This window comes from Streptomyces sp. ActVer (genome assembly GCF_027270795.1).
In the GTDB taxonomy this organism is placed as follows: Bacteria; Actinomycetota; Actinomycetes; order Streptomycetales; family Streptomycetaceae; genus Streptomyces; species Streptomyces umbrinus_A.
The window spans coordinates 1-21,441 of sequence record NZ_JAPWHT010000149.1 but is presented as its reverse complement, the minus strand read 5'-3'; the positions used below and the strand labels follow the sequence as shown (position 1 = coordinate 21,441).

Genomic DNA, 21,441 nt, shown 5'->3' with positions numbered 1-21,441 from the left:
CTTGAAAGACAAAAGCCTGGGGCGGCAGCCCCGCTTTCAGGGGCGCGGGGAACTGCGCGAGCAACCCCCGCCGGCCCGCACCCGGCAAACCGACCCCAAGCCGCTAATCGTTCTCCGGGGTTTCGGGGGCCTCCGGGGCCTTCGATGCCTCCGGCAGCTCCGCCGCCAACGCGGCCGCGGCCTGCACCAGAGGCAGGGCGAGCAACGCCCCCGCCCCCTCCCCGACAGTCACCCCGTGATCGAGAAGCGGCTCAAGCGCCATCCGGTCGAACGCCTTCGCCTGGGCGGGCTCACCACTGGTCTGCCCCGCCAGCCACCAGTCCGGCGCCCGGAAGGCAACCCGCTGCCCGACCAGCGCACAGGCGGCGGACACGACCCCGTCGAGGATCACGGGAGTCTTCCGCGCCGCACTCTGCAGCAGGAACCCGGTGATCGCGGCAAGATCCGCCCCGCCCACCGCCGCGAGCAACTGCAGCTGATCCCCGAGCACGGGCCGAGCGCGACGCAGAGCGTCGCGAACCGCCGCACACTTGCGCATCCAGGCGAGGTCGTCGATGGCCCGCCCCCCACGCCCGGTGACGACCGACGCGTCGGTGCCGCACAGCGCCGCGATCAGCACGGCCGCGGCGGTGGTCCCGCCCACGCTCACATCGCCGAGCACGACGAGATCGGTCCCGGAGTCCGCCTCCTCGTCCGCGACGGCGACCCCCGCGAGGAAGGCGGCCTCCGCCTCCTCCAGGGTCAGCGCGTCCTCCACGTCGATCCGCCCGGAGCCGCGCCGCACCCGGTGCCGTACGACCTCGTCGGGCAGGCTCTCCGGCTCGCAGTCGAGTGCCATGTCCACCACGCGCACGGGCACGCCGAGCCGCCGGGCCAGTACGGAGACGGGGCTCGCGCCGTCGAGCACGGAGCGCACCAGCTCGTCCGCGCTCCCCGCGGGCCGCGCCGACACCCCCAGCCCGGCGACCCCGTGGTCACCCGCGAACAGCACCACGCGCGGACGCTCGATCGCCCGCACCGGCACGGCCGACTGTGCGGCCGCCAGCCACTCACCGAGGTCGTCGAGGCGTCCCAGGGCCCCGGGCGGCACGACCTGCCGCTCCCGGCGCGCCTCGGCGTCACGGCGCACACCGCCGTCGGGGCGCTCGATCAGATCGGTGAAGTCGTCGAGATTAAGCGAGCTCATTCGCCGAACAGTACCGGCAGTGATCGGGCCGGTCTCCTGACGGTCGGTCAGTGCGCTGCACGGGGTCGTTGCATCGAAGATCGCCATCCCATACGTTCCGGTTTGCAGTGGATTGTCATACCGGTTTGTATCGACCGGTAGTAGCTCATATCAGCCTCTACAGGGTCGTACCGCGTCGGACCGGCAGGAGCAGACAGACCATGCCCCCCACACCCGCCACATCTCCCGCACCCGCCACACCCCCCACACCTCCCGCCCAGCAGACCGTCGCCCGGCGCCGCGCCGCGTACCTCAGCGAACTCGCCCAGGGCACCGACCACTTCCACGAGCCCCGCCGGCCCGACTGCCCCTGGTGCGGCTCCCGGCGGCTGCGCACCCGCCTGCGCACCCCGGACCTGCTCCAGCACAAGCCAGGCACCTTCGTCGTCGACGAGTGCGAGGACTGCGCGCACGCCTTCCAGAACCCCCGCCTCACCACCGAGGGCCTGGCCTTCTACTACCGGGACTTCTACGAGGGACACGAGCACCACGAGACCCACGAGGGGTTCGCCGAGCGGATCCTGCGCGCCCGCGCCGGACGCAGACGCCACGAGGCCGCCGCCCGCGCGATGCTCCCGTACCCCGAACCCGAGAGCTGGCTGGACGTCGGCACCGGCCACGGCCACTTCCCGGCGGCGGCCAAGGAGTTGTACACGTACACCTCCTTCGACGGGCTCGACCCCACCTCGCGCGTCGAGCAGGCGCGGACGGCGGGCCGCGTCGAGGAGGCGCACCACGGCCGGCTGCCCGACCTGGTCGACCGGCTGCGCGCCCGCTACGACGTGGTCAGCATGTTCCACCACCTGGAGCACAGCCCCGACCCGCGCGAGGAACTGCGCGCCGCGCTCGCCGTACTGCGTCCCGGCGGGCATCTGCTCGTCGAAGTCCCGGACCCGGACTGCGCGTTCGGGGCGCTGCTCGGCAAGTGGTGGGTGTCCTACTGCCAGCCGCAGCACCTCCACCTCATGCCGCTGCGCAACCTGCTCGACGAACTCGACGAGCTCGGCTGCACGGTCGTCTCCACCGACCGCCGCGAACCCCACATCCCGTACGACCTGACGGGCGCCCTCGCGCTGGCGATCGGCAACCGGCTGCCGGGCGGCGACGAGCCCTGGCGCCCGAGCCCGCCGACCGACCTCCAGCGGACCCTCCGTACGGCCCTGACCCGGGCCACCACCCCGCTGCTGGCCTCCGCCTTCGCCCTGGACCACGTCCTGGCCCCGCTCCTGCGGCGCACCCGCTTCTCGAACGCGTACCGCATCATCGCCCGCAAGACGGCGGGCAGACACACTCCCCGCCCGGACGCCCAGCCCTTCGACTCCTAGCCCTTCAGGGTGAGCGCCTGTCCCGCCACCACCAGCAGCACGTGCTCGCACTCGGTCGCGAACGCCGCGTTGAGGCGGCCGAGTTCGTCGCGGTAGCGGCGGCCGGAGGGGGTGGCGGGGACGATGCCGGAGCCGACCTCGTTGGAGACGGCGACCACCGTGCGGCGGGTCTCGCGGACGGCGGCCGTCAGCTCCTCCACCCGGGCCCGCAGCGCACGCTCACCGCCACCGCCCCACTCGTCGTCGTCCCACGCGTTCACCGAGTCCATCGCGTCCGTCAGCCACAACGACAGACAGTCGACGAGCAACGGCGCCCCGTCGTCCTTCAACAGGGGTACGAGGTCGCAGGTCTCGGCGGTACGCCAGGAGCCGGGCCGCCGCTCACGGTGGGCGTGCACCCGGGCCGCCCACTCGCCGTCCCCGTTCCGCGTCCCGCCGGTGGCCACGTACAGCACATCGGGAAAGGCCTCCAGGCGCCGCTCGGCCTCCACCGACTTCCCGGACCGGGCCCCGCCGAGCACCAGAGTCCGCCGGGGCACGTCGGGCACGTCCTCGTACACCCCAACCGTCAGCGTCGTACCGTCCGGCACCGCCCGTGCCCCCGCCGCCGCGAGCCGCCGCGTCAGCTCCCGGCCGGGCGGCACGTCGTGGTCGAGGTGCACCGCGATCACGTCCGTGGCCGGCCCGACCGCCCCGGCCAGCCGCAGCCGGGCCAACGCGTCCGGCCGCCCGACGACATCGGCGACCACCATGTCGTACGCCCCGGCCACCTCCTCAAGACCCGCGGGCGCCGCGCCCGGCGGCAGATACAGCAGCCGCTGCCCGTCGGGCCCCGTCACCGCGTACCCGGTGCCCGGCGCGTCCATCGGCACCGCCCGCACCCGATGCCCCGTCAGCAGCGCCAGCTCCCGCCCGTCCGGCACCCGCCCCGGCTGCGGCAGCCCCGCCGGCACCTCCACCGCGGGCCCGTTGTGCGGGTGTGACAACAACACCTGCCGCACCCCGCCCAACGACCGCCCGGCCCGAGCCGCGGCAAAGGCCGCCCCGGGCGTCAGATCCAGCAACAGGGCCCCGTCGACCAACAAGGCGGCAGCCGCCCGTGCATCCACACCCAGCGCCACCGCACAAGCAGCACAGGGACAGTCGGGCCGAGGCAGCCCCGCAGACCCACCGGTACCAAGCAAAGTCACTTCCACGGATCTGATTTTCCCGCGTCAACACGGCTTGTGCCCGTCAGGGGTTACACGGGAGCGCGCCCCTCAACGGGCGCGGGGCTGTGACACTTGCGGCTCCGCCGCGGGGCGCGACAAGCCCCCACCAACCCGCAGACAGCACACAACACTTCTCGACCTGCACCTTTGAACACCGGACAACCAACAGAACACCTAGGCTTCGGGCAAGAGCCCGATCTTGCTGGGAACTTTTGGGAGGCTGACATGGCGGCATGGACGTGGCGGTTCGAGAAGGCCGACGGGACGGAAGTCCAGCCCGCGGTCCAGCCCGAGGAGTTCACCACCCAGGGCGACGCGGAGTCCTGGCTCGGCGAACACTGGAAGGCGCTGGCCGAGGCGGGGGCGGACCAGGTCCGGCTCTCCGAGGACGCCACGGAGATCTACGGTCCGATGAGCCTGCACGCCGAGGCTTCCTAGGCCCCCGTAGCCCATACGCGTGAGGGCCGCGGCCGTACGAACGACCGCGGCCCTCCGGCGTCCGCCCGCGCCACCCGCCGGGTCACTGCTCGCCGAGCGTCACCTCGGCGCTCTTCTCGTCACCGTCGCGGGTGTACGTCACCCGCACCTTCTCGCCCGGCTTCCGGGCCGCGAGCGCCGGTCGACGCCCCACCGCCGGAGCACCCGCCGAGCAGGACCACGCAGCAGCCGGCGATCAAGGGAAGGACACGGGCAAGGGCGTGGCTACGGGGCCGGGCAGGCGACGCAACATCCATGCCCCGAGTCCTGCCTCGGGGCGGCGGGTCCGGCCTGCGGTGCGGGGCCGAACAGGGGGGTTCTCAGCCCCGTACGCCGCACAGGTGAAGCAGGGCCGCCACCCGGCGGTACGGATCCGTCCGCCCGGCCCGCTCCTCGGCGGCCAGCAGCGTCTCCACGTCGTCCGGGACGGCGGCGTCGTCGGCCGCGGTGTCCGTGAAGACCCGCACCCCGTACCAGGCGTGCAGCGGCGCCCCGATCCCGGCGAGGGTGCCGGTGAGCGCGTCGAGCCGGTCGGCCCGTACGTCGAGTCCGAGGCGGTTCGTGTACGCGCTGGTGTCGAAGGACGCCAGGGTGCCCGCCCAGTCGCCGGCCAGCCCCGGCCGCATGGCCAGCGCGTCGGCGTTCCGTACGAGCAGGGAGAGCAGTCCGCCGGGGGCCAGCATCCGGGCGAGCCCGGCGAGAAGGGGGTCGGGCTCCTCGACGTACATCAGCACGCCGTGGCAGAGCACCACGTCGAAGCTGCCCGGCAGGAAGTGGACCCCGGTGTCCCGCCCGTCGCTCTCGACGAGCCGCACACGGCTGCGGATCCCCTCCGGCTCGGCGGCGAGGCTCTCACGGGCGACGGCGATCATCGTGGAGTCCTGTTCGACCCCCGTGACCTGGTGCCCGGCCCGGGCCAGCCGCAGCGCCTGCGTGCCCTGGCCCATGCCCACGTCGAGCACGCGCAGCCGCTGCCCCACCGGGAAGCGCCCGGCTATCTGCTCGTCGAGTTGCCGGGCGACCAGTTCCTGCCGTACGACATCACGCAGACCGCCCAGCTTGCTCAGCCAGGCTTCGGCGGCGCCCCCCGCGAAAGATGCCGCGCTCAGGGCCGCTCTCCGCGCTTGACCTGCGGCTTCGGCAGCCGGAGGCGACGCATCTGGAGGCTGCGCATCAGCGCGTAGGCGACCGCGCCGCGCTTGGGCTCGTCCGGGAAGCGCGCGTTCAGCTGCTTCTTCATGCGGATCGCGATGCCGATCGAGTCGACGACGATCATCACGATCACGAAGAGCCACAGCAGCAGCGCCACGTTCTGCAGCTGGGCGATCTGGACCATGCTCAGGACGAGGATGATCACCGCCAGCGGCAGGAAGAACTCGGCGATGCAGAACCGCGAGTCGATGAAGTCGCGCGCGAACTTGCGCACGGGGCCCTTGTCACGGGCGGGCAGATAGCGCTCGTCCCCACTGGCGAGCGCTTCGCGCTGCTTCGCCATCTGGGTACGGCGATCGTCACGCTGCCGCTTGGCGGCCTCCTTGCGCGTCGTCGGCGTATTGGCCACGCTGCGGCGCTGGGACTGGGCCTCACTGCGCTTGGGCGTGGGCCGACCCTTGGGGGCCTGCGGGTCACGGGGCTGAGTGGAGTCGGTCAGCGCCTTGTCGGCGGGGGCCTTCTCATCCTTGGCACGGCTACGGAACACAAAACCCAAGGGTAATGGGTACGGAGGCATGGACGTCAGCCGAGTGGGGAACGATCCGGCAACACCGGTCGTCTGTAGGGGGACAAGGGAGCCTGAAAAGGGGTGGCTGCCCACGGTTCTCCGGGCCGACCCCGGGACGAACCCCGGGGGACACCTACTCCCTACGCCGGAGCAAGATCATTCACAGTCGTCCTTGGGGATGAGCGCATCCGTCCCCGAACAGTGCGGTAATGGATGCAGGGCCCGTACTGTGGGTTCTGTTGCAGTCGCTGGAGCTGGAGTCCGTCAGAAGGGGGCGCGCGAAGCCCATGAGCGGTGTCATGAAGCGTATGGGGATGATCTTCCGCGCGAAGGCGAACAAGGCCCTTGACCGGGCCGAGGACCCGCGCGAAACCCTCGACTACTCGTACCAGAAGCAGCTGGAGCTGCTGCAGAAGGTGCGCAGGGGAGTCGCCGACGTGGCGACCTCCCGCAAGCGCCTGGAGCTGCAGCTGAACCAGCTCCAGAACCAGTCCTCCAAGCTTGAGGACCAGGGCCGCAAGGCGCTCGCGCTCGGCCGGGAGGACCTGGCCCGTGAGGCGCTGTCGCGCCGTGCCGCGCTCCAGCAGCAGGTCACCGACCTGGAGACGCAGCACCAGACCCTCCAGGGCGAGGAGGAGAAGCTCACCCTCGCGGCGCAGCGGCTCCAGGCCAAGGTCGACGCCTTCCGGACCAAGAAGGAAACGATCAAGGCGACGTACACGGCCGCCCAGGCGCAGACCCGCATCGGCGAGGCCTTCTCGGGCATCTCCGAGGAGATGGGCGACGTCGGCATGGCCATCCAGCGCGCCGAGGACAAGACCGCGCAGCTCCAGGCGCGCGCCGGTGCCATCGACGAGCTGCTCGCCTCCGGCGCCCTCGACGACTCCTCCGGGCTCGCCAAGGACGACATCCAGACCGAGCTCGACCGGCTCTCCGGCGGCACGGACGTGGAGCTGGAGCTCCAGCGCATGAAGGCCGAGCTGGCCGGCGGTTCCTCGTCCCAGCAGGCGATCGAGGGCGGCAAGGACCAGACTCAGTCCCAGCAGCAGGACACTCCGCGCTTCGACAAGCAGTAGTCCCACGCCGAGGAGGGCGTCATGATCGTACGGATCATGGGGGAGGGACAGGTGAGGCTGGACGACGGCCACCTCACCGAACTGAACAAGCTGGACGACGAGCTCCTCGCGGAGATGCAGTCCGGTGACGAGGAGGGCTTCCGGCGCACGCTGGGGGCACTCCTCGACGCGGTCCGCCACCTCGGCACGCCACTCCCCGACGCCGCCCTGGAACCCTCCGAACTGATCCTCCCGTCCCCGGAGGCGACGCTCTCGGAGGTCCGGGAGATGCTGAACGACGACGGTCTGATCCCCGGCTGACTTTCCTTCGCCCCCGCCGCCCCCACCCGTTCCCGTCCCTTTTCGGGGGCCGGCCCCCGAACCCCCGCTCCTCAAACGCCGGAGGGGCTGAGATACCCAGGGGCGCGGGGAACTGCGCGACCAGCCACAGCCGGGCCCGCACCCGAAATCTCACCCACGGGGTCTGGGGCGGAGCCCCAGAAGGACGATGGGGGTCCGCCCGCTCGAGCGAAGCCGAGAGTGGAGGAGGACAGGGGCGGCGGGGGCGAAAAACGTGGGCCCCGGCCCGATTACCGGTGGCACCAGTTCCGCGCCCCGCAAGGGCCCCGTACCGTAAACAACCGTGAGCACACTCGAGCGCGCCCGGAACCGCCTGCGGGCATACCCGCTGGTGGTGGACGGCGCCCTCGCGGCAGCAGTCCTCGCCTGCATGGTCGTCGGCTCGTTCGCGGAGCCGAACGGAAGACACGGCGGCCCGGACTGGGGCGCCCGCACCCCGGACGTCCTCAGCCTCACCCTCATGCTGCTGGCGGCGACGGCCCTGGTCTTCCGCCGGGGCCACCCCCTGAGGGTCCTCCTCGCGACGAGCGCCCTGTCGGTCGTGGAGTTCGTGACGGGCGACCCCAGGGCCCCCGTGGTGATGTCCGCCGTCGTCGCCCTCTACACGGTGGCGTCGGCGACCGACCGCCCCACCACCTGGCGCGTGGGCCTCCTCACCATGACCGTCCTGACCGGCATCGCCATGCTCGCCGGCCCCCTGCCCTGGTACGCGCAGGAGAACCTCGGCATCTTCGCCTGGACCGGCATGGCCGCCGCCGCGGGCGACGCGGTCCGCAGCCGCCGCGCCTTCGTGCACGCCATAAGAGAGCGTGCCGAGCGTGCCGAACGCACCCGTGAGGAGGAGGCGAGACGCCGCGTCGCCGAGGAACGCCTCCGCATCGCCCGCGACCTGCATGACGTCGTCGCCCACCACATCGCCCTCGTCAACGTGCAGGCCGGAGTGGCCGCGCACGTCATGGACAAGCGCCCCGACCAGGCCAAGGAAGCCCTCGCCCACGTCCGCGAGGCCAGCCGCTCCGCGCTCAACGAACTCCGCGCCACGGTCGGCCTGCTGAGACAGTCCGGCGACCCCGAGGCCCCCACCGAACCGGCCCCGGGCCTGCACCGCCTCGAAGAACTCGTCGGCACCTTCCGCAACGCGGGCCTGCCCGTGGAGGTGGCCCGCACCGACCACGGCACCACCCTCCCCGCCGCCGTCGACCTGGCCGCGTACCGCGTCATCCAGGAAGCCCTCACCAATGTGCAGAAGCACGCGGGCCCCGAGGCGAAGGCCGAGGTCAGCGTCGTACGCGTGGGACCGAACGTGGAGATCACCGTCCTCGACAACGGGCCGGGCGACGACGCCGAGGCCCGGCAGGAGGAGAACGGCGGCCACGGACTGCTCGGCATGCGCGAGCGGGTCACCGCACTGAACGGCGTCTGCACCGCCGGACCCCGATACGGAGGCGGCTTCCGGGTCCATGCGATCCTGCCGGTCAAGAGCCGCACCGGAAGCACCGCGTCCACCGCGGCAGCACCCGCACCGGCAGCCGGACCGGCGGCACCGACCACGGCACCCACGGGGGACCCCGCATGACCATCCGCGTCCTGCTCGCCGACGACCAGGCACTGCTGCGCAGCGCGTTCCGCGTGCTGGTCGACTCCGAGCCCGACATGGAGGTCGTGGGAGAGGCCTCGGACGGGGCGGAGGCCGTGCGGCTGGCCCGTGACGAGCGGGCCGACGTCGTGCTCATGGACATCCGCATGCCCGGCACCGACGGTCTCGCCGCGACCCGGCTCATCAGCGCCGACCCGGGCCTCGCCCACGTACGCGTCGTGATGCTGACGACCTTCGAGGTCGACGAGTACGTGGTGCAGTCGCTGCGCGCCGGAGCCTCCGGGTTCCTCGGCAAGGGCTCCGAGCCGGACGAACTGCTCAACGCGATCCGGATCGCGGCCGGCGGCGAGGCGCTGCTGTCACCGGCCGCGACCAAGGGACTGATCGCCAAGTTCCTCGCCCAGGGCGACGGCGATGACGACGACCGGGACCCCGGCCGCGCCGAACGCCTCGAAGCGCTGACCGTCCGCGAGCGCGAGGTCCTTGTCCAGGTCGCCGGCGGGCACTCCAACGACGAGATCGCCGAGCGCCTCACGGTCAGCCCGCTCACGGTGAAGACGCACGTCAACCGGGCCATGGCCAAGCTGGGAGCCCGCGACCGGGCACAGCTGGTGGTCATCGCGTACGAGTCCGGACTGGTACGCCCAAGGGTGGAGTGAGCTCCACCCGCACGTACTGCGGTCGCGGTATGCGCCGCATAAGGAACGGGACCTGGGGGCGAGGGTCGGGGCCCCGGCGATGGCTCAGAGTGATAGGCGGACGCTCACATGAGCCCGTTCTGCCGCTCCAGAGACTCAAGCCACAGAAGAGAGACCCGTCACCCATGTCCTGGCTGTCCCGCTTCAGCCTCGCCCAACGTGCCCTCATCGGGCTGATGTCGATCATCGCCCTGGCCTTCGGGGCGATAGCGATCCCTCAGCTCAAGCAACAGCTGCTGCCCACCATCGAACTGCCCATGGTGTCGGTGATCGCGCCGTACCAGGGCGCGTCCCCCGACGTGGTCGAGAAGCAGGTCGTCGAGCCCATCGAGGACAACCTCGAAGCGGTCGACGGGATCTCCGGCGTCACCTCCACGGCCAGTGAGGGCAACGCCCTGATCATGGCCTCCTTCGACTACGGCAACGACTCCGCCCGGATCGTCGCCGACGTCCAGCAGGCCGTGAACCGCGCCCGTGTCCAGCTCCCGGACGACGTGGACCCGCAGGTCGTCGCCGGTTCCACCGACGACATCCCGACCGTGGTCCTCGCGGTCACCTCCGACAAGGACCAGCAGGCCCTCTCGGACCAGCTCGACCGCACGGTCGTCCCCGCGCTGAAGGACATCGACGGCGTCGGCCAGGTCACCGTCGACGGCGTACAGGACCTTCAGGTCGCGGTCACGCCCGACGACGCGAAGCTGGCGAAGGCGGGGCTGAACACGGCCGCGCTCGGCCAGGCCCTCCAGGCGGGCGGCGCGACCCTCCCCGCCGGTTCCTTCGACGAGGACGGCAGCAACCGCACGGTCCAGGTCGGCGGCGGCTTCACCTCGCTGAAGCAGATCCAGGACCTGATGGTCACCGGCGAGGGCGGCAAGAAGCCCGTACGCCTCGGTGACATCGCCACCGTCGAGGAGGAGCCCGCCACGGCGGACTCCATCACCCGCACCGACGGCAAGCCCAGCCTCGCGGTCTCCGTCACCATGGACCACGACGGCAGTGCGGTCGCGGTCTCCGACGAGGTCCAGGACAAGCTGTCCGGCCTGCGCAAGGACCTCGGCTCCGGCGCCACGCTGACCGTCGTCAGCGACCAGGGCCCGGCCGTCTCCAAGTCCATCAAGGGCCTGACCACCGAGGGCGCCCTCGGTCTGCTCTTCGCGGTCCTCGTCATCCTGGTCTTCCTGGCGTCGATCCGCTCGACGCTGGTCACCGCGGTCTCCATCCCGCTGTCGGTCGTCCTCGCGCTCATCGTGCTGTGGACCCGCAGCGAGTCGCTCAACATCCTCACGCTGGGCGCCCTGACCATCGCCATCGGCCGGGTCGTCGACGACTCGATCGTGGTGCTGGAGAACATCAAGCGGCACCTCGGCTACGGCGAGGAGCGCCAGGAGGCGATCCTCAAGGCCGTACGCGAGGTCGCGGGCGCGGTCACCTCCTCGACGCTCACCACGGTCGCGGTGTTCCTGCCCATCGGCCTGACCGGCGGCATGGTCGGCGAGCTCTTCGGCTCGTTCTCCCTCACCGTCACGGCGGCCCTGCTGGCCTCGCTGATCGTCTCGCTGACGGTCGTACCGGTGCTCTCGTACTGGTTCCTGCGCGCCCCCAAGGACGTGCGCGGCATCGACCCGGAGGAGGCGCGCCGCAAGGCCGAGGAGAAGGAGGCGCGCAGCCGCCTCCAGCGCTTCTACGTGCCCGTGCTGCGCTTCGCGACCCGCCGCCGCCTCACCAGCGTGGCGATCGCGGTGGCGGTCCTCGTCGGTACGTTCGGCATGGCGCCCCTGCTGAAGACGAACTTCTTCGACCAGGGCGAGCAGGAAGTCATCACGGTCAAGCAGGAGTTGAAGCCCGGCACCAGCCTGGCGGCGACCGACGCCGAGGCCAAGAAGGTCGAGAAGATGCTCGACGGCGTCAAGGGCGTCGAGGACTACCAGGTCACGGTCGGCTCCTCCGGCTTCATGGCCGCGTTCGGCGGAGGCACGGACACCAACCAGGCCTCCTACACCGTCAAGGTCGCCGACTCGGCCTCCTTCGACGACGTCCAGGACGGTATCGAGGAGGGGCTCGGCAAGCTCTCCGGGATCGGTACGACGACGGTCGCGGCCGGTGACGGCTTCGGCAGCCAGGACCTCAGCGTCGTGGTGAAGTCCGCCGACGCCGCCGTACTGCGCGAGGCCGCCGAGGAGGTCCGGGACGCGGTCGCCGGGCTCGACGACGTCACCGACGTCACCAGCGACCTGGCCCAGTCCGTGCCGCGGATCTCGGTCAAGGCCAACGACAGGGCCGCCGCGGCCGGGTTCAACGACACGACCCTCGGCGCGGCCGTCGCCCAGGCGGTGCGCGGCACCACCAGCGGCAAGGCGATCCTGGACGACACCGAGCGCGACGTCGTCATCAAGTCGGCGAAGCCGGCCGAGACGCTGTCCGAGCTGAGGAGCCTCAGCCTCGGGTCCGTGAAGCTCGGTGACATCGCGACGGTGAAGCTGGTCGACGGGCCGGTCTCGATGACCCGTATCGACGGTCAGCGCGCCGCCACCATTTCGGCGAAGCCGACCGGTGACAACACGGGCGCGGTCAGCGCCGACCTCACGGCCAAGCTCGACAAGCTGAAGCTGCCGGCCGGTGCCACGGCCGCCATCGGCGGTGTGTCCGAGGACCAGGACGACGCGTTCGCGTCCCTCGGCCTCGCGATGCTCGCGGCGATCGCGATCGTCTTCATGCTGCTGGTCGCGACCTTCCGGTCGCTGATCCAGCCGCTGATCCTGCTCGTCTCGATCCCGTTCGCGGCGACGGGTGCGATCGGTCTGCTCGTCATCACCGGTACGCCGATGGGTGTGCCGTCGATGATCGGCATGCTGATGCTCATCGGCATCGTCGTCACCAACGCGATCGTGCTGATCGACCTGATCAACCAGTACCGCAAGCAGGGGTACGGCGTTGTCGAGGCCGTGGTGGAAGGCGGTCGGCACCGGCTCCGCCCGATCCTCATGACGGCCCTGGCGACCATCTTCGCGCTGCTGCCCATGGCGCTCGGCATCACCGGTGAGGGCGGTTTCATCGCCCAGCCGCTGGCGGTGGTGGTGATCGGCGGTCTGATCACGTCGACGCTGCTGACGCTGCTCCTGGTGCCGACGCTCTACGCGATGGTCGAACTCCGCAAGGAGCGCCGCGCGAAGAAGAAGGCGGCGAAGAGGGAGAAGAAGGCCGAGGCCTCCGACTCCGACAAGCCGGAGCCCGTGGGGGTGTAGGTGGGGCGGGGGCTCCGCCCCCGAACCCCCGTTGCGCGGTTCCCCGCGCCCCCAATTGGGGGCGCGGGGAACCGCGCAGTCTTTTTAGGGGCGCGGGGCTGTATCGATGTGCGGCTCCGCCGCGTGGGCGCGACCAGCCACGACGGACCCGCAGACGAAGCCCAGCCCCTCCGGCGGAGCCCTACGGCAGCGCCAGCATCCGCTCCAGCGCCAGCTTGGCGAACTGCTCGGTCTCCCGGTCCACCTCGATGCGGTTCACGAGGTTGCCCTCGGCCAGGGACTCCAGGGTCCAGACCAGGTGGGGGAGGTCGATGCGGTTCATGGTCGAGCAGAAGCAGACCGTCTTGTCGAGGAAGACGACCTCCTTGTCCTCGCTCGCGAAACGGTTCGCCAGCCGCCGTACGAGATTCAGCTCGGTGCCGATCGCCCACTTGGAACCGGCCGGAGCCGCCTCCAGGGCCTTGATGATGTACTCCGTGGAACCCACGTAGTCGGCGGCCTCTACGACCTCGTGCTTGCACTCGGGGTGCACCAGGACGTTCACACCGGGGATCCGGGCGCGCACGTCGTTGACCGAGTCGACCGAGAAACGGCCGTGCACCGAGCAGTGGCCCCGCCACAGGATCATCTTGGCGTCGCGGAGCTGCTCGGCGGTGAGCCCGCCGTTCGGCTTGTGCGGGTTGTAGAGGACGCAGTCCTCCAGCGTCATCCCCATGTCCCGGACGGCGGTGTTCCGCCCCAGGTGCTGGTCGGGCAGGAAGAGGACCTTCTCACCCTGCTCAAAGGCCCACTCCAGGGCGCGCTGGGCGTTGGACGACGTGCAGATCGTGCCGCCGTGCTTGCCGGTGAACGCCTTGATGTCCGCGGAGGAGTTCATGTACGAGACGGGCACGACCTGCTCGGCTATGCCGGCGTCGGTCAGCACGTCCCAGCACTCGGCGACCTGCTCGGCGGTGGCCATGTCGGCCATCGAGCAGCCGGCGGCCAGGTCGGGCAGGACGACCTTCTGGTCGTCGGAGGTCAGGATGTCCGCCGACTCGGCCATGAAGTGCACACCGCAGAAGACGATGTACTCGGCCTCGGGGCGCGCGGCGGCGTCCCGGGCCAGCTTGAAGGAGTCCCCCGTGACGTCCGCGAACTGGATGACCTCGTCGCGCTGGTAGTGGTGGCCGAGGACGAAGACCTTGCTCCCGAGCTTCTCCTTGGCCGCGCGGGCGCGCTCGACCAGGTCCGGGTCGGACGGCGAGGGCAGGTCACCGGGACATTCGACGCCGCGCTCGCTCCTCGGGTCGGCCTCACGGCCGAGGAGCAGCAGGGCGAGGGGCGTCGGCTGTACGTCGAGCTCCTGGGTCTGGGCGGTGGTCACGACACGCACCCTTTCTGTTCTGCGGCCCGCTTGGATCGACCGGCTGGAACGATCAAGCAGAACAAGCCTTTTCGTCGAAATGACGTTATCTATCATAACCGCTTCACGTCACTTTGACGATGCCCATAGCGTCCATGTGACGTGAATCCCGTGGGGTGGTCGACGGGGTGGTCGTGGCGTGGTCGGCGAGGTGTGGGCGGTGGTTGTCCACAGGCCGTTTTCCGCTTCGGGGCGGGTGTGCGAGCATGAAGAGAGAAGCCAAAGACTTAACACTCGGCGCGGAATGAATCCGCGGCTCCGCCGGTTGCAACCGTCGGCAAGCAGTCTCCGTACAACCCGGGAGAGAAGCAGATGTCCGTATCGGACGAGACCACCACCGTGAGCGACGGCATCCTCCTGTCGGACGCCGCCGCGGCCAAGGTCAAGGGCCTGCTGGAGCAGGAAGGCCGCGACGACCTGGCGCTGCGTGTCGCCGTTCAGCCCGGCGGCTGCTCCGGCCTGCGGTACCAGCTCTTCTTCGACGAGCGCTCCCTCGACGGCGATGTCGTCAAGGAGTTCGGCAGCGTGAAGGTCGTCACCGACCGCATGAGCGCTCCGTACCTGGGCGGCGCCTCCATCGACTTCGTGGACACCATCGAGAAGCAGGGCTTCACGATCGACAACCCGAACGCGACGGGTTCCTGCGCCTGCGGCGACTCGTTCAGCTAAGCCTGCTGCCTGCGTTTGACGGATGACGGCCGGGTCCGTCGTCCCGGACGACACCGAAAGGCGGCGCCCCCTCCAACAGGGCGCCGCCTTTCGCGTACCGGCGGGTTCTCGCGTACCGGCGGGTGCGCGTCCTCCGCGTGCCGGTGGCCGGGCGTCCCCGGCTACCTTGCCCCGGTCGGGTTCGGCAGGTCCTTCTCCAGCGGGACCGCCTTGCCGTCCGTGTCGACGACCTTGCGCTCCCCGAGGGACTGCTTGAGCTCGACCTTCTCGTGGAAGACCTTGGCGATCAGGATGCAGACCTGGTCCGTCTTCAGCGTCTCGGTCACCCGGACCGTCACCTTGCCGCCGGACTCCTGCGCCGAGGCCTTGTAGTCGCTGCACACCCCGCCCGTGAAGCGCACGGTCAGTTCCTCGCCGTCCGCGCTGTAGCCCTCGACCCGGACATCCCGGGTCTCGGTCTTCGGCGCCTCCGTCGTCCCGCCGCCCGGCTCGCTCGGCCGCGGGCTCGGAGCCACCGTCGGGTCGTCGCTCGGGGTGCCGGCCGGAGGCTTCGGGGAGGTCAGATACCGCGGGTCGACCGCGGGATGCGTGACCGTGAAGCTCTCGCCCGCCCCCGAGGGCCGTACCTCGAAGAGCCAGGACGGCACCAGCGCCTGCCGGCCGTCCACGAAGTGCGTGGCCAGACCGAACACGGCGTCCTCGACGACGACCGTCCCGGGCTTCGGCGCCACCGTCGACGTCTCGCACGGCTTCTCGTCCTTGTCCTTCAGCGGTACGGGACTCGCGCACCCGCCGATCCCCACGCGCCCGCCACCCGTCCCGGACCCGTTCAGCAGGGCGAGCGTCTTCTCGGCGCTGATGACGGGGTACGTGTCGCTCTTCACCGGGGTCTTCAACTGGCCGCTGCCGCCGACCACTTGGCCGTCCGGGCCGATCTGGAGGCCGGTCGACCAGCCGTACGTCGGCAGCCCGCCCACCTTCGGATCCGCGTTCACCACGCGTACGGCGGCCATGAGCTGGCTCGCGTCGAGCTTCGCGTCGTCCTGGCCGACCGCCTTGAGAACGGGGGCGGCGGCCTTCTTCGCGGCGCCCACGCCCACCGGGTCGGTCTCGGCCCCCTTGGCGCCGCTCTCGGTGCCCTTGGCGGTCCCGCTCGCGCACACCGTGGTGCTCTTGCAGTTGTCGGTGCCGGGCACGAAGCGGTTGAACGTCCAGGTGCCGGGTGCCTTCTTGTTCACCCGCAGACCAGGCCCGGAACCGTCCTTCGTGGCGCCGGCCAGCCAGGCGTCGCCCTCCGCCTTCGGAGTGCCCTCCACGCCCAGGGCCTTGGCCAGCTTCGCCACCTCGGCCGCGGTGACCTCGCCCTTCGCACGGTGGACGGCCGCGGAGGAGGGGCCGTCGGGGAGTTCGCCCTCGGCACGGTAGGTCGCGCCGTTCGGGTCGGGCTCGCCGGGCGCGATGCCGTTCGTACCGTCCGTGCCCTTCACGCCGCCCTCGGTGTAGCCGTCCAGGGCCAGCGGCGGCGGATTGCCGTCGTCCCCCGGCGTACCGGAGCTGTCCCTGCTTCCACCGCCGCCGGACGCGGTCGTGGCGAAGTACGCCCCGCCGCCCCCGGCGAGCAGCACGGCGGCCGCGACCGAGGCGACGACCACCGGCGAATGCCGCCTGCGCGGCTTGTCCTCGTCGGCGGCCTCGGCCGCGTCGTTGTCGGGTCGCTCGCTGTCCACCGCATCGCTCCTTCTGCCGCACCGCTGTCCCATGAGACCCGCCCCTGACCGGGTCAGGACACAGCAGGGTCGTATCCTGCCTCCCCTTTACGGGGGACAGCGATGGGACGCGACGGGGGAGCGCACGGTTCCCTACTTGGCGCCGCTCACCTTTTTAAGCGCGCGGCGCCTTACTGCTTCTTGGGGGCGGGCAGTGCCCTGCGTCTTTTAGGGGCGCGGGGAACTGCGCGACCAGCCACAGCCGGCCCGGAGCTTCCATCCGGCCTCCCCGCGGAGCGCTCCGCGGAGCGTTCAGTCGCCGTAGTCCGACATCGCATCCAGCATCCGGGCGGAAGCCGACGGCACCGTCACGCCGTGGATGAGTGACGGCGACACCGGAAGCGCGGTGACCCTGGCGGGAGCCGACCAGTGCGGGACCATGCGGGCGCAGTCACCCCGCAGCTCGGCCAGACCGCCGTCGAGATCGAGCGGAGCATCGCCATGGATCTTGAGGTTCGTCATAGCGGAACCGTATGCACCGCATGCCCTACGAAAAAAGCCCTACTATTGGGTAGTTTTGCCTGCTTCGAAGCCGCGGCGCGGACCCGATAGCGTTAGATGTCAATCTCCCTCCTCGCAGGAGCGTGTCCTAGCCGTGCGTATCGCAGTCTCGGGCTCCATCGCCACAGACCACCTCATGACCTTCCCCGGCCGCTTCGCCGACCAGCTGGTCGCGGATCAGCTGCACACGGTCTCCCTCTCCTTCCTGGTCGACAATCTCGACGTACGCCGGGGCGGCGTGGGTGCGAACATCGCCTTCGGCATGGGCCAGCTCGGCACCTCGCCGATCCTGGTCGGGGCGGCGGGCTCCGACTTCGACGAGTACCGCGCCTGGCTGGACCGGCACGGCGTCGACACCGCGTCCGTACGGATCTCCGAGGTGCTGCACACCGCGCGCTTCGTCTGCACCACGGACGCCGACCACAACCAGATCGGCTCCTTCTACACCGGCGCCATGAGCGAGGCCCGCCTCATCGAGCTCAAGGCGGTCGCCGACCGCGTGGGCGGACTCGACCTGGTCCTGATCGGCGCGGACGACCCCGAGGGCATGCTCCGGCACACCGAGGAGTGCCGGACCCGCTCGATCCCCTTCGCCGCCGATTTCTCCCAGCAGATCGCGCGGATGAACGGCGACGAGATCCGGCTGCTGCTCGACGGTGCGACGTACCTCTTCTCGAACGAGTACGAGAAGGGGCTCATCGAGTCCAAGACCGGCTGGAGCGACGCCGAGATCCTCTCCAGGGTCGGCCACCGGGTGACGACCCTCGGGGCGCGCGGCGTGCGGATCGAGAGCGTCGGCGGCGACCCGGTCGAGGTCGGTGTCCCGGAGGAGACGGCGAAGATCGACCCGACGGGGGTCGGCGACGCCTTCCGCGCGGGCTTCCTGTCGGGGCTGGCCTGGGGGGTCTCGCACGAGCGGGCCGCGCAGGTCGGGTGCATGCTCGCGACGCTCGTCATCGAGACCAAGGGCACGCAGGAGTACCAGTTGCGGCGGTCGCACTTCCTGGACCGGTTCACGAAGGCGTACGGGCACGACGCCGCGGCGGAGGTCCAAGGGCACCTGGCTTAAGTGCCGGTGCCCCTTTCGCGGGGCGCGTCCGTTCGTTTGTGTCTGCGGGTGCGTGGGGGCTGGTCGCGCAGTTCCCCGCGCCCCTGAGGACGCCGGTGCGCGGGAGCCGCAATGGATAGGCCCCGCGCCCCTAAAGGGGCGCTCTGCGGCGGACCACGTATGCCGTTCCGCCCTCTGTCGGTTCCTCTCCCACGTACTCCTGGTTTCGCATCTCGCACCAGGCCGGGATGTCGAGGCGGGCCGCCTCGTCGTCGGAGAGGACGCGGACCGTGCCGCCGATGGGGACGTCGGTGATCACCTTGGCCAGTTCGATCACCGGGATCGGGCAGCGCTTGCCGAGGGTGTCCACGACGAGGGAGCCGTCCTGGACGGTCACCGCGGGGGCGCTCGTCGGGGCGCCCAGCTTCTCGCGGACCGCCGCGACCGTGCGGGGCAGGACGTCCAGGAAGCGGTCCACGTCCTCCGCCGGGGTGCCGAGGGGGAGGGACACCCGGACGTTGCCCTCGCTCAGTACACCCATGGCCTTGAGGACATGGCTCGGCGTCAGCGTGCTGCTCGTGCAGGACGATCCGGACGAAACCGAGAAACCCTCGCGGTCCAGCTCGTGCAGCAGTGTCTCTCCGTCGACATAGAGACAGGAGAAGGTGAGGAGATGGGGGAGCCGGCGCACCGGGTCGCCCACCACCTCCACGTCCGGGACCAGTTCCGGCACCCGCGCGCGGATCCGGTCCGTCAGCTCCCGCAGCCGGGCCGACTCGGCGGCAGCCTCCGCACGTACGGCCCGCAGTGAGGCAGCCGCGGCGACGATCCCGGGGATGTTCTCGAAGCCGGGAGCGCGCCCCGACTCCCGTTCGTCGGCCGGGCCTTGAGGGGCGTACCGCACCCCCTTGCGCACGACGAGCAGCCCGACGCCTGAAGGTCCGCCCCACTTGTGGGCGCTGCCCGTCAGCAGTGACCAGCCGCCCTCGACCCGGCCCCAGGCCAGCGACTGCGCCGCGTCCACCAGCAGCGGTACGCCCGCCGCGCGGCACGCCTCGGCGACCGCGGCCACCGGCTGCTCCGTACCCACCTCGTGGTTGGCGGACTGGAGGCAGGCGAGCGCGGTGTCGGGGCGCAGGGCCTCGGCGTACGTGTCGGGGGAGACCGCACCCGTGCGCAGAACGGGCACTTCGGACACCGTGCCGCCCTGGGTCCGGTGCGTCTCGGCCGAATGGAGCACCGAAGAATGTTCGACCGCGGACACGATCAGGTGGCGTCCGACGCGGTGGCGTCCCGCGAGCGTGCCGGCGATTCCGGTGTGGACCGCCCGTGTGCCGGAGGTGGTGAACACCAGCTCGTCCGGGCGGCAGCCGATCGCCTCGGCGGCGGCCTCGCGGGCGGCGTCCAGGAGGAGCCGGGCGCGCCTTCCCTCGCGGTAGAGGCGGGCCGGGTCCGCCCAGCCCTCGTCCAGGGAGGCCTGCAGGGCCTGGCGGGCCACGGGGTGGAGGGGGGTGGAGGATGCGGCGTCGAAGTAGGACACGACCTCACGTTATGCGGTTCGGTCGGGTGTGGGTGCGTTGGGCTTGTTCGGCGGGTGCGGGCCCGGTGGGGGCTGGTCGCGCAGTTCCCCGCGCCCCTGAAGACAAAGGCGCTGGGGCGCAGCCCCGCTTTCTAGGGGCGCGGGGAACTGCGCGAGCAACCACATGCGGCCCGCACCCGATGACGAACCGCACCACCCGAGTTCACAGTCGCCCCGCGACGGGCCGTCACATACGGCCCGGAGCCCCGCATTCCACCCCTTCGGGGTGAGCCGCGGCGCGTTGGGGACCCTCCCCGCGCGACCCCAAAAAGCGTCCAGTAGGGTTTGGTCCGCATAAACATCCAAACCCCTGCCCGACGCAGGGCGGCGACCGACCAGCGAGAAGGCCGCAGCCAACAGCGCGGGCGAGACTCTCGGGAAGGCGCTACGTGAGTCCCTACGGCTCCGACCTCCCCCACGCCCCAGGGGGCGCGGGCGGTACCCCCACGCCGCGGCGCCCGATGCGGCGGAAGCTGCTGCAGGCGCTGACTGCGGGCCTGGTCCTGGCGACCGCCACCGGTTGCACATACAAGGACTTTCCCCGTCTTGGTATGCCCACCCCGACCACGGAAGAGGCTCCGCGGATCCTCTCCCTGTGGCAGGGCTCGTGGGCTGCAGCGCTCGTCACGGGCGTGCTGGTCTGGGGCCTGATCCTGTGGAGTGCGTTCTTCCACCGGCGCAGCCGCACCAAGGTCGAAGTTCCTCCGCAGACCCGGTACAACATGCCCATCGAGGCGCTGTACACGGTGGTCCCGCTCATCATCGTCTCGGTGCTCTTCTACTTCACGGCCCGCGACGAGACGAAGCTCCTCAGTCTCGACAAGAAGCCCGACGTGACGGTCAACGTCGTCGGCTTCCAGTGGAGCTGGGGCTTCAACTACATCGAGAACGTCGACGGCTCGACCGGTGACGCGACGACCGACAAGAACCTCGACGCGATTCCGAACAGGTTCAAGGAGAAGTTCCCGGAGAACGCCGGCGGCGTCTACGACGTCGGCACGCCTGCCACGAAGAACCCGCAGAACGGCAACCCCGGTCCGACCCTCTGGCTCCCCAAGGGCAAGACGGTCCGCTTCATCCTCACTTCGCGTGACGTCATCCACTCCTTCTGGGTGGTGCCGTTCCTCATGAAGCAGGACGTCATCCCGGGCCACACCAACTCCTTCCAGGTGACTCCCAACAAGGAGGGCACCTTCATGGGCAAGTGCGCCGAGCTCTGCGGCGTCGACCACTCCCGGATGCTGTTCAACGTGAAGGTCGTCTCTCCCGAGCGCTACGAGGCCCACCTCAAGGAGCTCGCCGAGAAGGGGCAGACCGGTTACGTCCCGGCCGGTATCGAGCAGACGGACCACGAGAAGAACCGGGAGACGAACAACCTGTGAGCATCCTCAATGAACCTCAGGGTGCCGCCGCGGCCGAGGACTCGTACGAGAACGAGCTACCGGTACGGCGCAAGGAGCCCGGCAACGTTGTGATCAAGTGGCTCACCACCACTGACCACAAGACGATCGGTACGTTGTACCTGGTCACCTCGTTCGCGTTCTTCTGCATCGGCGGCGTGAT

The 21,441-nt window shown here is 70.6% G+C and carries 18 protein-coding genes and 1 pseudogene; 11 read left to right on the top strand and 8 right to left on the bottom strand.

Annotated features, from left to right (window positions below; all coding sequences use genetic code 11):
* Positions 1-103 precede the first annotated feature (103 nt).
* A complete protein-coding gene (cobT, locus tag O3Q52_RS24135; protein ID WP_269650847.1) occupies positions 104-1,186 on the bottom strand; it encodes a nicotinate-nucleotide--dimethylbenzimidazole phosphoribosyltransferase in 1,083 nt (360 codons plus the stop codon).
* 200 nt (positions 1,187-1,386) lie between these two features.
* On the opposite strand from cobT, the gene O3Q52_RS24130 reads away from it, so the two are divergent.
* A complete protein-coding gene (locus O3Q52_RS24130; protein WP_269650846.1) occupies positions 1,387-2,550 on the top strand; it encodes a class I SAM-dependent methyltransferase in 1,164 nt (387 codons plus the stop codon).
* Here O3Q52_RS24130 and O3Q52_RS24125 read toward each other — a convergent pair.
* Positions 2,547-3,746 carry a bifunctional adenosylcobinamide kinase/adenosylcobinamide-phosphate guanylyltransferase gene (locus O3Q52_RS24125; RefSeq protein WP_269650845.1) on the bottom strand — a complete coding sequence of 400 codons (1,200 nt, stop codon included), beginning with the start codon at positions 3,744-3,746 and terminating at the stop codon, positions 2,547-2,549. The genes O3Q52_RS24130 and O3Q52_RS24125 overlap by 4 nt on opposite strands.
* 240 nt (positions 3,747-3,986) lie before the next feature.
* On the opposite strand from O3Q52_RS24125, the gene O3Q52_RS24120 reads away from it, so the two are divergent.
* Positions 3,987-4,199 (top strand): hypothetical protein, encoded by a 213-nt coding sequence (locus tag O3Q52_RS24120; RefSeq protein ID WP_055618417.1) that lies wholly within the window; start codon positions 3,987-3,989, stop codon positions 4,197-4,199.
* Positions 4,200-4,558: 359 nt separating this feature from the next.
* On the opposite strand, the gene O3Q52_RS24115 is transcribed toward O3Q52_RS24120, so the two are convergent.
* Together O3Q52_RS24115 and O3Q52_RS24110 are read right to left on the bottom strand one after the other, a co-directional pair.
* On the bottom strand, positions 4,559-5,263 hold the full coding sequence (locus O3Q52_RS24115; RefSeq protein WP_143632796.1) for a bifunctional 2-polyprenyl-6-hydroxyphenol methylase/3-demethylubiquinol 3-O-methyltransferase UbiG: 705 nt from the start codon (positions 5,261-5,263) through the stop codon (positions 4,559-4,561).
* Between the two features lie 80 nt (positions 5,264-5,343).
* Positions 5,344-5,967 (bottom strand): DUF3043 domain-containing protein, encoded by a 624-nt coding sequence (locus O3Q52_RS24110; protein WP_189838317.1) that lies wholly within the window; start codon positions 5,965-5,967, stop codon positions 5,344-5,346.
* A 278-nt stretch (positions 5,968-6,245) separates the two neighbouring features.
* Here O3Q52_RS24110 and O3Q52_RS24105 point away from each other — a divergent pair, with 278 nt between their 5' ends.
* The 5 genes from O3Q52_RS24105 (at position 6,246) to O3Q52_RS24085 (ending at position 12,910) form a co-directional block, all read left to right on the top strand.
* Positions 6,246-7,034 (top strand): PspA/IM30 family protein, encoded by a 789-nt coding sequence (locus tag O3Q52_RS24105; RefSeq protein WP_269650844.1) that lies wholly within the window; start codon positions 6,246-6,248, stop codon positions 7,032-7,034.
* A gap of 21 nt (positions 7,035-7,055) precedes the next feature.
* Entirely contained in the window at positions 7,056-7,334 is a 279-nt protein-coding gene (locus tag O3Q52_RS24100) for a hypothetical protein (protein ID WP_269650843.1), read from the top strand.
* A gap of 322 nt (positions 7,335-7,656) precedes the next feature.
* Positions 7,657-8,949, top strand: a complete 1,293-nt coding sequence (locus tag O3Q52_RS24095) for a sensor histidine kinase (RefSeq protein ID WP_269650842.1) — start codon at positions 7,657-7,659, stop codon at positions 8,947-8,949.
* Complete coding sequence (locus O3Q52_RS24090; RefSeq protein WP_189838320.1) at positions 8,946-9,629, top strand: response regulator transcription factor; 684 nt, start codon at positions 8,946-8,948, stop codon at positions 9,627-9,629. Before O3Q52_RS24095 ends, O3Q52_RS24090 begins: the two co-directional genes overlap by 4 nt.
* 164 nt (positions 9,630-9,793) lie before the next feature.
* Complete coding sequence (locus tag O3Q52_RS24085; RefSeq protein WP_269650841.1) at positions 9,794-12,910, top strand: efflux RND transporter permease subunit; 3,117 nt, start codon at positions 9,794-9,796, stop codon at positions 12,908-12,910.
* 181 nt (positions 12,911-13,091) lie between these two features.
* Here the strand turns inward: O3Q52_RS24085 and nadA are convergent, their stop codons facing one another.
* Positions 13,092-14,285: a quinolinate synthase NadA gene (nadA, locus tag O3Q52_RS24080; RefSeq protein WP_055617204.1), complete on the bottom strand. Its 1,194-nt coding sequence runs from the start codon at positions 14,283-14,285 to the stop codon at positions 13,092-13,094.
* A gap of 342 nt (positions 14,286-14,627) precedes the next feature.
* On the opposite strand from nadA, the gene O3Q52_RS24075 reads away from it, so the two are divergent.
* A complete protein-coding gene (locus tag O3Q52_RS24075; protein ID WP_200398763.1) occupies positions 14,628-14,984 on the top strand; it encodes an iron-sulfur cluster assembly accessory protein in 357 nt (118 codons plus the stop codon).
* 161 nt (positions 14,985-15,145) lie between these two features.
* On the opposite strand, the gene O3Q52_RS24070 is transcribed toward O3Q52_RS24075, so the two are convergent.
* The gene (locus O3Q52_RS24070) at positions 15,146-16,711 is read right to left on the bottom strand and encodes a hypothetical protein (protein WP_269650840.1); all 1,566 of its coding nucleotides are present in this window, start codon (positions 16,709-16,711) and stop codon (positions 15,146-15,148) included.
* A gap of 291 nt (positions 16,712-17,002) precedes the next feature.
* Complete coding sequence (locus O3Q52_RS24065) at positions 17,003-17,212, bottom strand: hypothetical protein (RefSeq protein ID WP_269650839.1); 210 nt, start codon at positions 17,210-17,212, stop codon at positions 17,003-17,005.
* A 133-nt stretch (positions 17,213-17,345) separates the two neighbouring features.
* Here O3Q52_RS24065 and O3Q52_RS24060 point away from each other — a divergent pair, with 133 nt between their 5' ends.
* Positions 17,346-18,320, top strand: a complete 975-nt coding sequence (locus O3Q52_RS24060; RefSeq protein WP_269650838.1) for a carbohydrate kinase family protein — start codon at positions 17,346-17,348, stop codon at positions 18,318-18,320.
* Between the two features lie 130 nt (positions 18,321-18,450).
* Here O3Q52_RS24060 and O3Q52_RS24055 read toward each other — a convergent pair whose 3' ends face one another.
* Complete coding sequence (locus O3Q52_RS24055; protein WP_269650837.1) at positions 18,451-19,839, bottom strand: cysteine desulfurase/sulfurtransferase TusA family protein; 1,389 nt, start codon at positions 19,837-19,839, stop codon at positions 18,451-18,453.
* 500 nt (positions 19,840-20,339) lie between these two features.
* Here O3Q52_RS24055 and coxB point away from each other — a divergent pair, with 500 nt between their 5' ends.
* Positions 20,340-21,260, top strand: coding sequence for a cytochrome c oxidase subunit II (gene coxB / locus O3Q52_RS24050; RefSeq protein ID WP_269650836.1), 921 nt, complete (start codon positions 20,340-20,342; stop codon positions 21,258-21,260).
* A pseudogene (locus O3Q52_RS24045) lies at positions 21,257-21,441 on the top strand (cytochrome ubiquinol oxidase subunit I); the annotation flags it as partial. The gene coxB and the pseudogene O3Q52_RS24045, both read left to right, overlap by 4 nt.

What these genes read in the sequence shown, in the direction of transcription:
- cobT (WP_269650847.1), bottom strand. Translation starts at nt 1,186, where the DNA reads ATGAGCTCGCTTAATCTCGACGACTTCACCGATCTGATCGAGCGCCCC.
- O3Q52_RS24130 (WP_269650846.1), top strand. Translation starts at nt 1,387, where the DNA reads ATGCCCCCCACACCCGCCACATCTCCCGCACCCGCCACACCCCCCACA.
- O3Q52_RS24120 (WP_055618417.1), top strand. Translation starts at nt 3,987, where the DNA reads ATGGCGGCATGGACGTGGCGGTTCGAGAAGGCCGACGGGACGGAAGTC.
- O3Q52_RS24110 (WP_189838317.1), bottom strand. Translation starts at nt 5,967, where the DNA reads ATGCCTCCGTACCCATTACCCTTGGGTTTTGTGTTCCGTAGCCGTGCC.
- O3Q52_RS24105 (WP_269650844.1), top strand. Translation starts at nt 6,246, where the DNA reads ATGAGCGGTGTCATGAAGCGTATGGGGATGATCTTCCGCGCGAAGGCG.
- O3Q52_RS24100 (WP_269650843.1), top strand. Translation starts at nt 7,056, where the DNA reads ATGATCGTACGGATCATGGGGGAGGGACAGGTGAGGCTGGACGACGGC.
- O3Q52_RS24090 (WP_189838320.1), top strand. Translation starts at nt 8,946, where the DNA reads ATGACCATCCGCGTCCTGCTCGCCGACGACCAGGCACTGCTGCGCAGC.
- O3Q52_RS24085 (WP_269650841.1), top strand. Translation starts at nt 9,794, where the DNA reads ATGTCCTGGCTGTCCCGCTTCAGCCTCGCCCAACGTGCCCTCATCGGG.
- O3Q52_RS24075 (WP_200398763.1), top strand. Translation starts at nt 14,628, where the DNA reads ATGTCCGTATCGGACGAGACCACCACCGTGAGCGACGGCATCCTCCTG.
- O3Q52_RS24065 (WP_269650839.1), bottom strand. Translation starts at nt 17,212, where the DNA reads ATGACGAACCTCAAGATCCATGGCGATGCTCCGCTCGATCTCGACGGC.
- coxB (WP_269650836.1), top strand. Translation starts at nt 20,340, where the DNA reads ATGCGGCGGAAGCTGCTGCAGGCGCTGACTGCGGGCCTGGTCCTGGCG.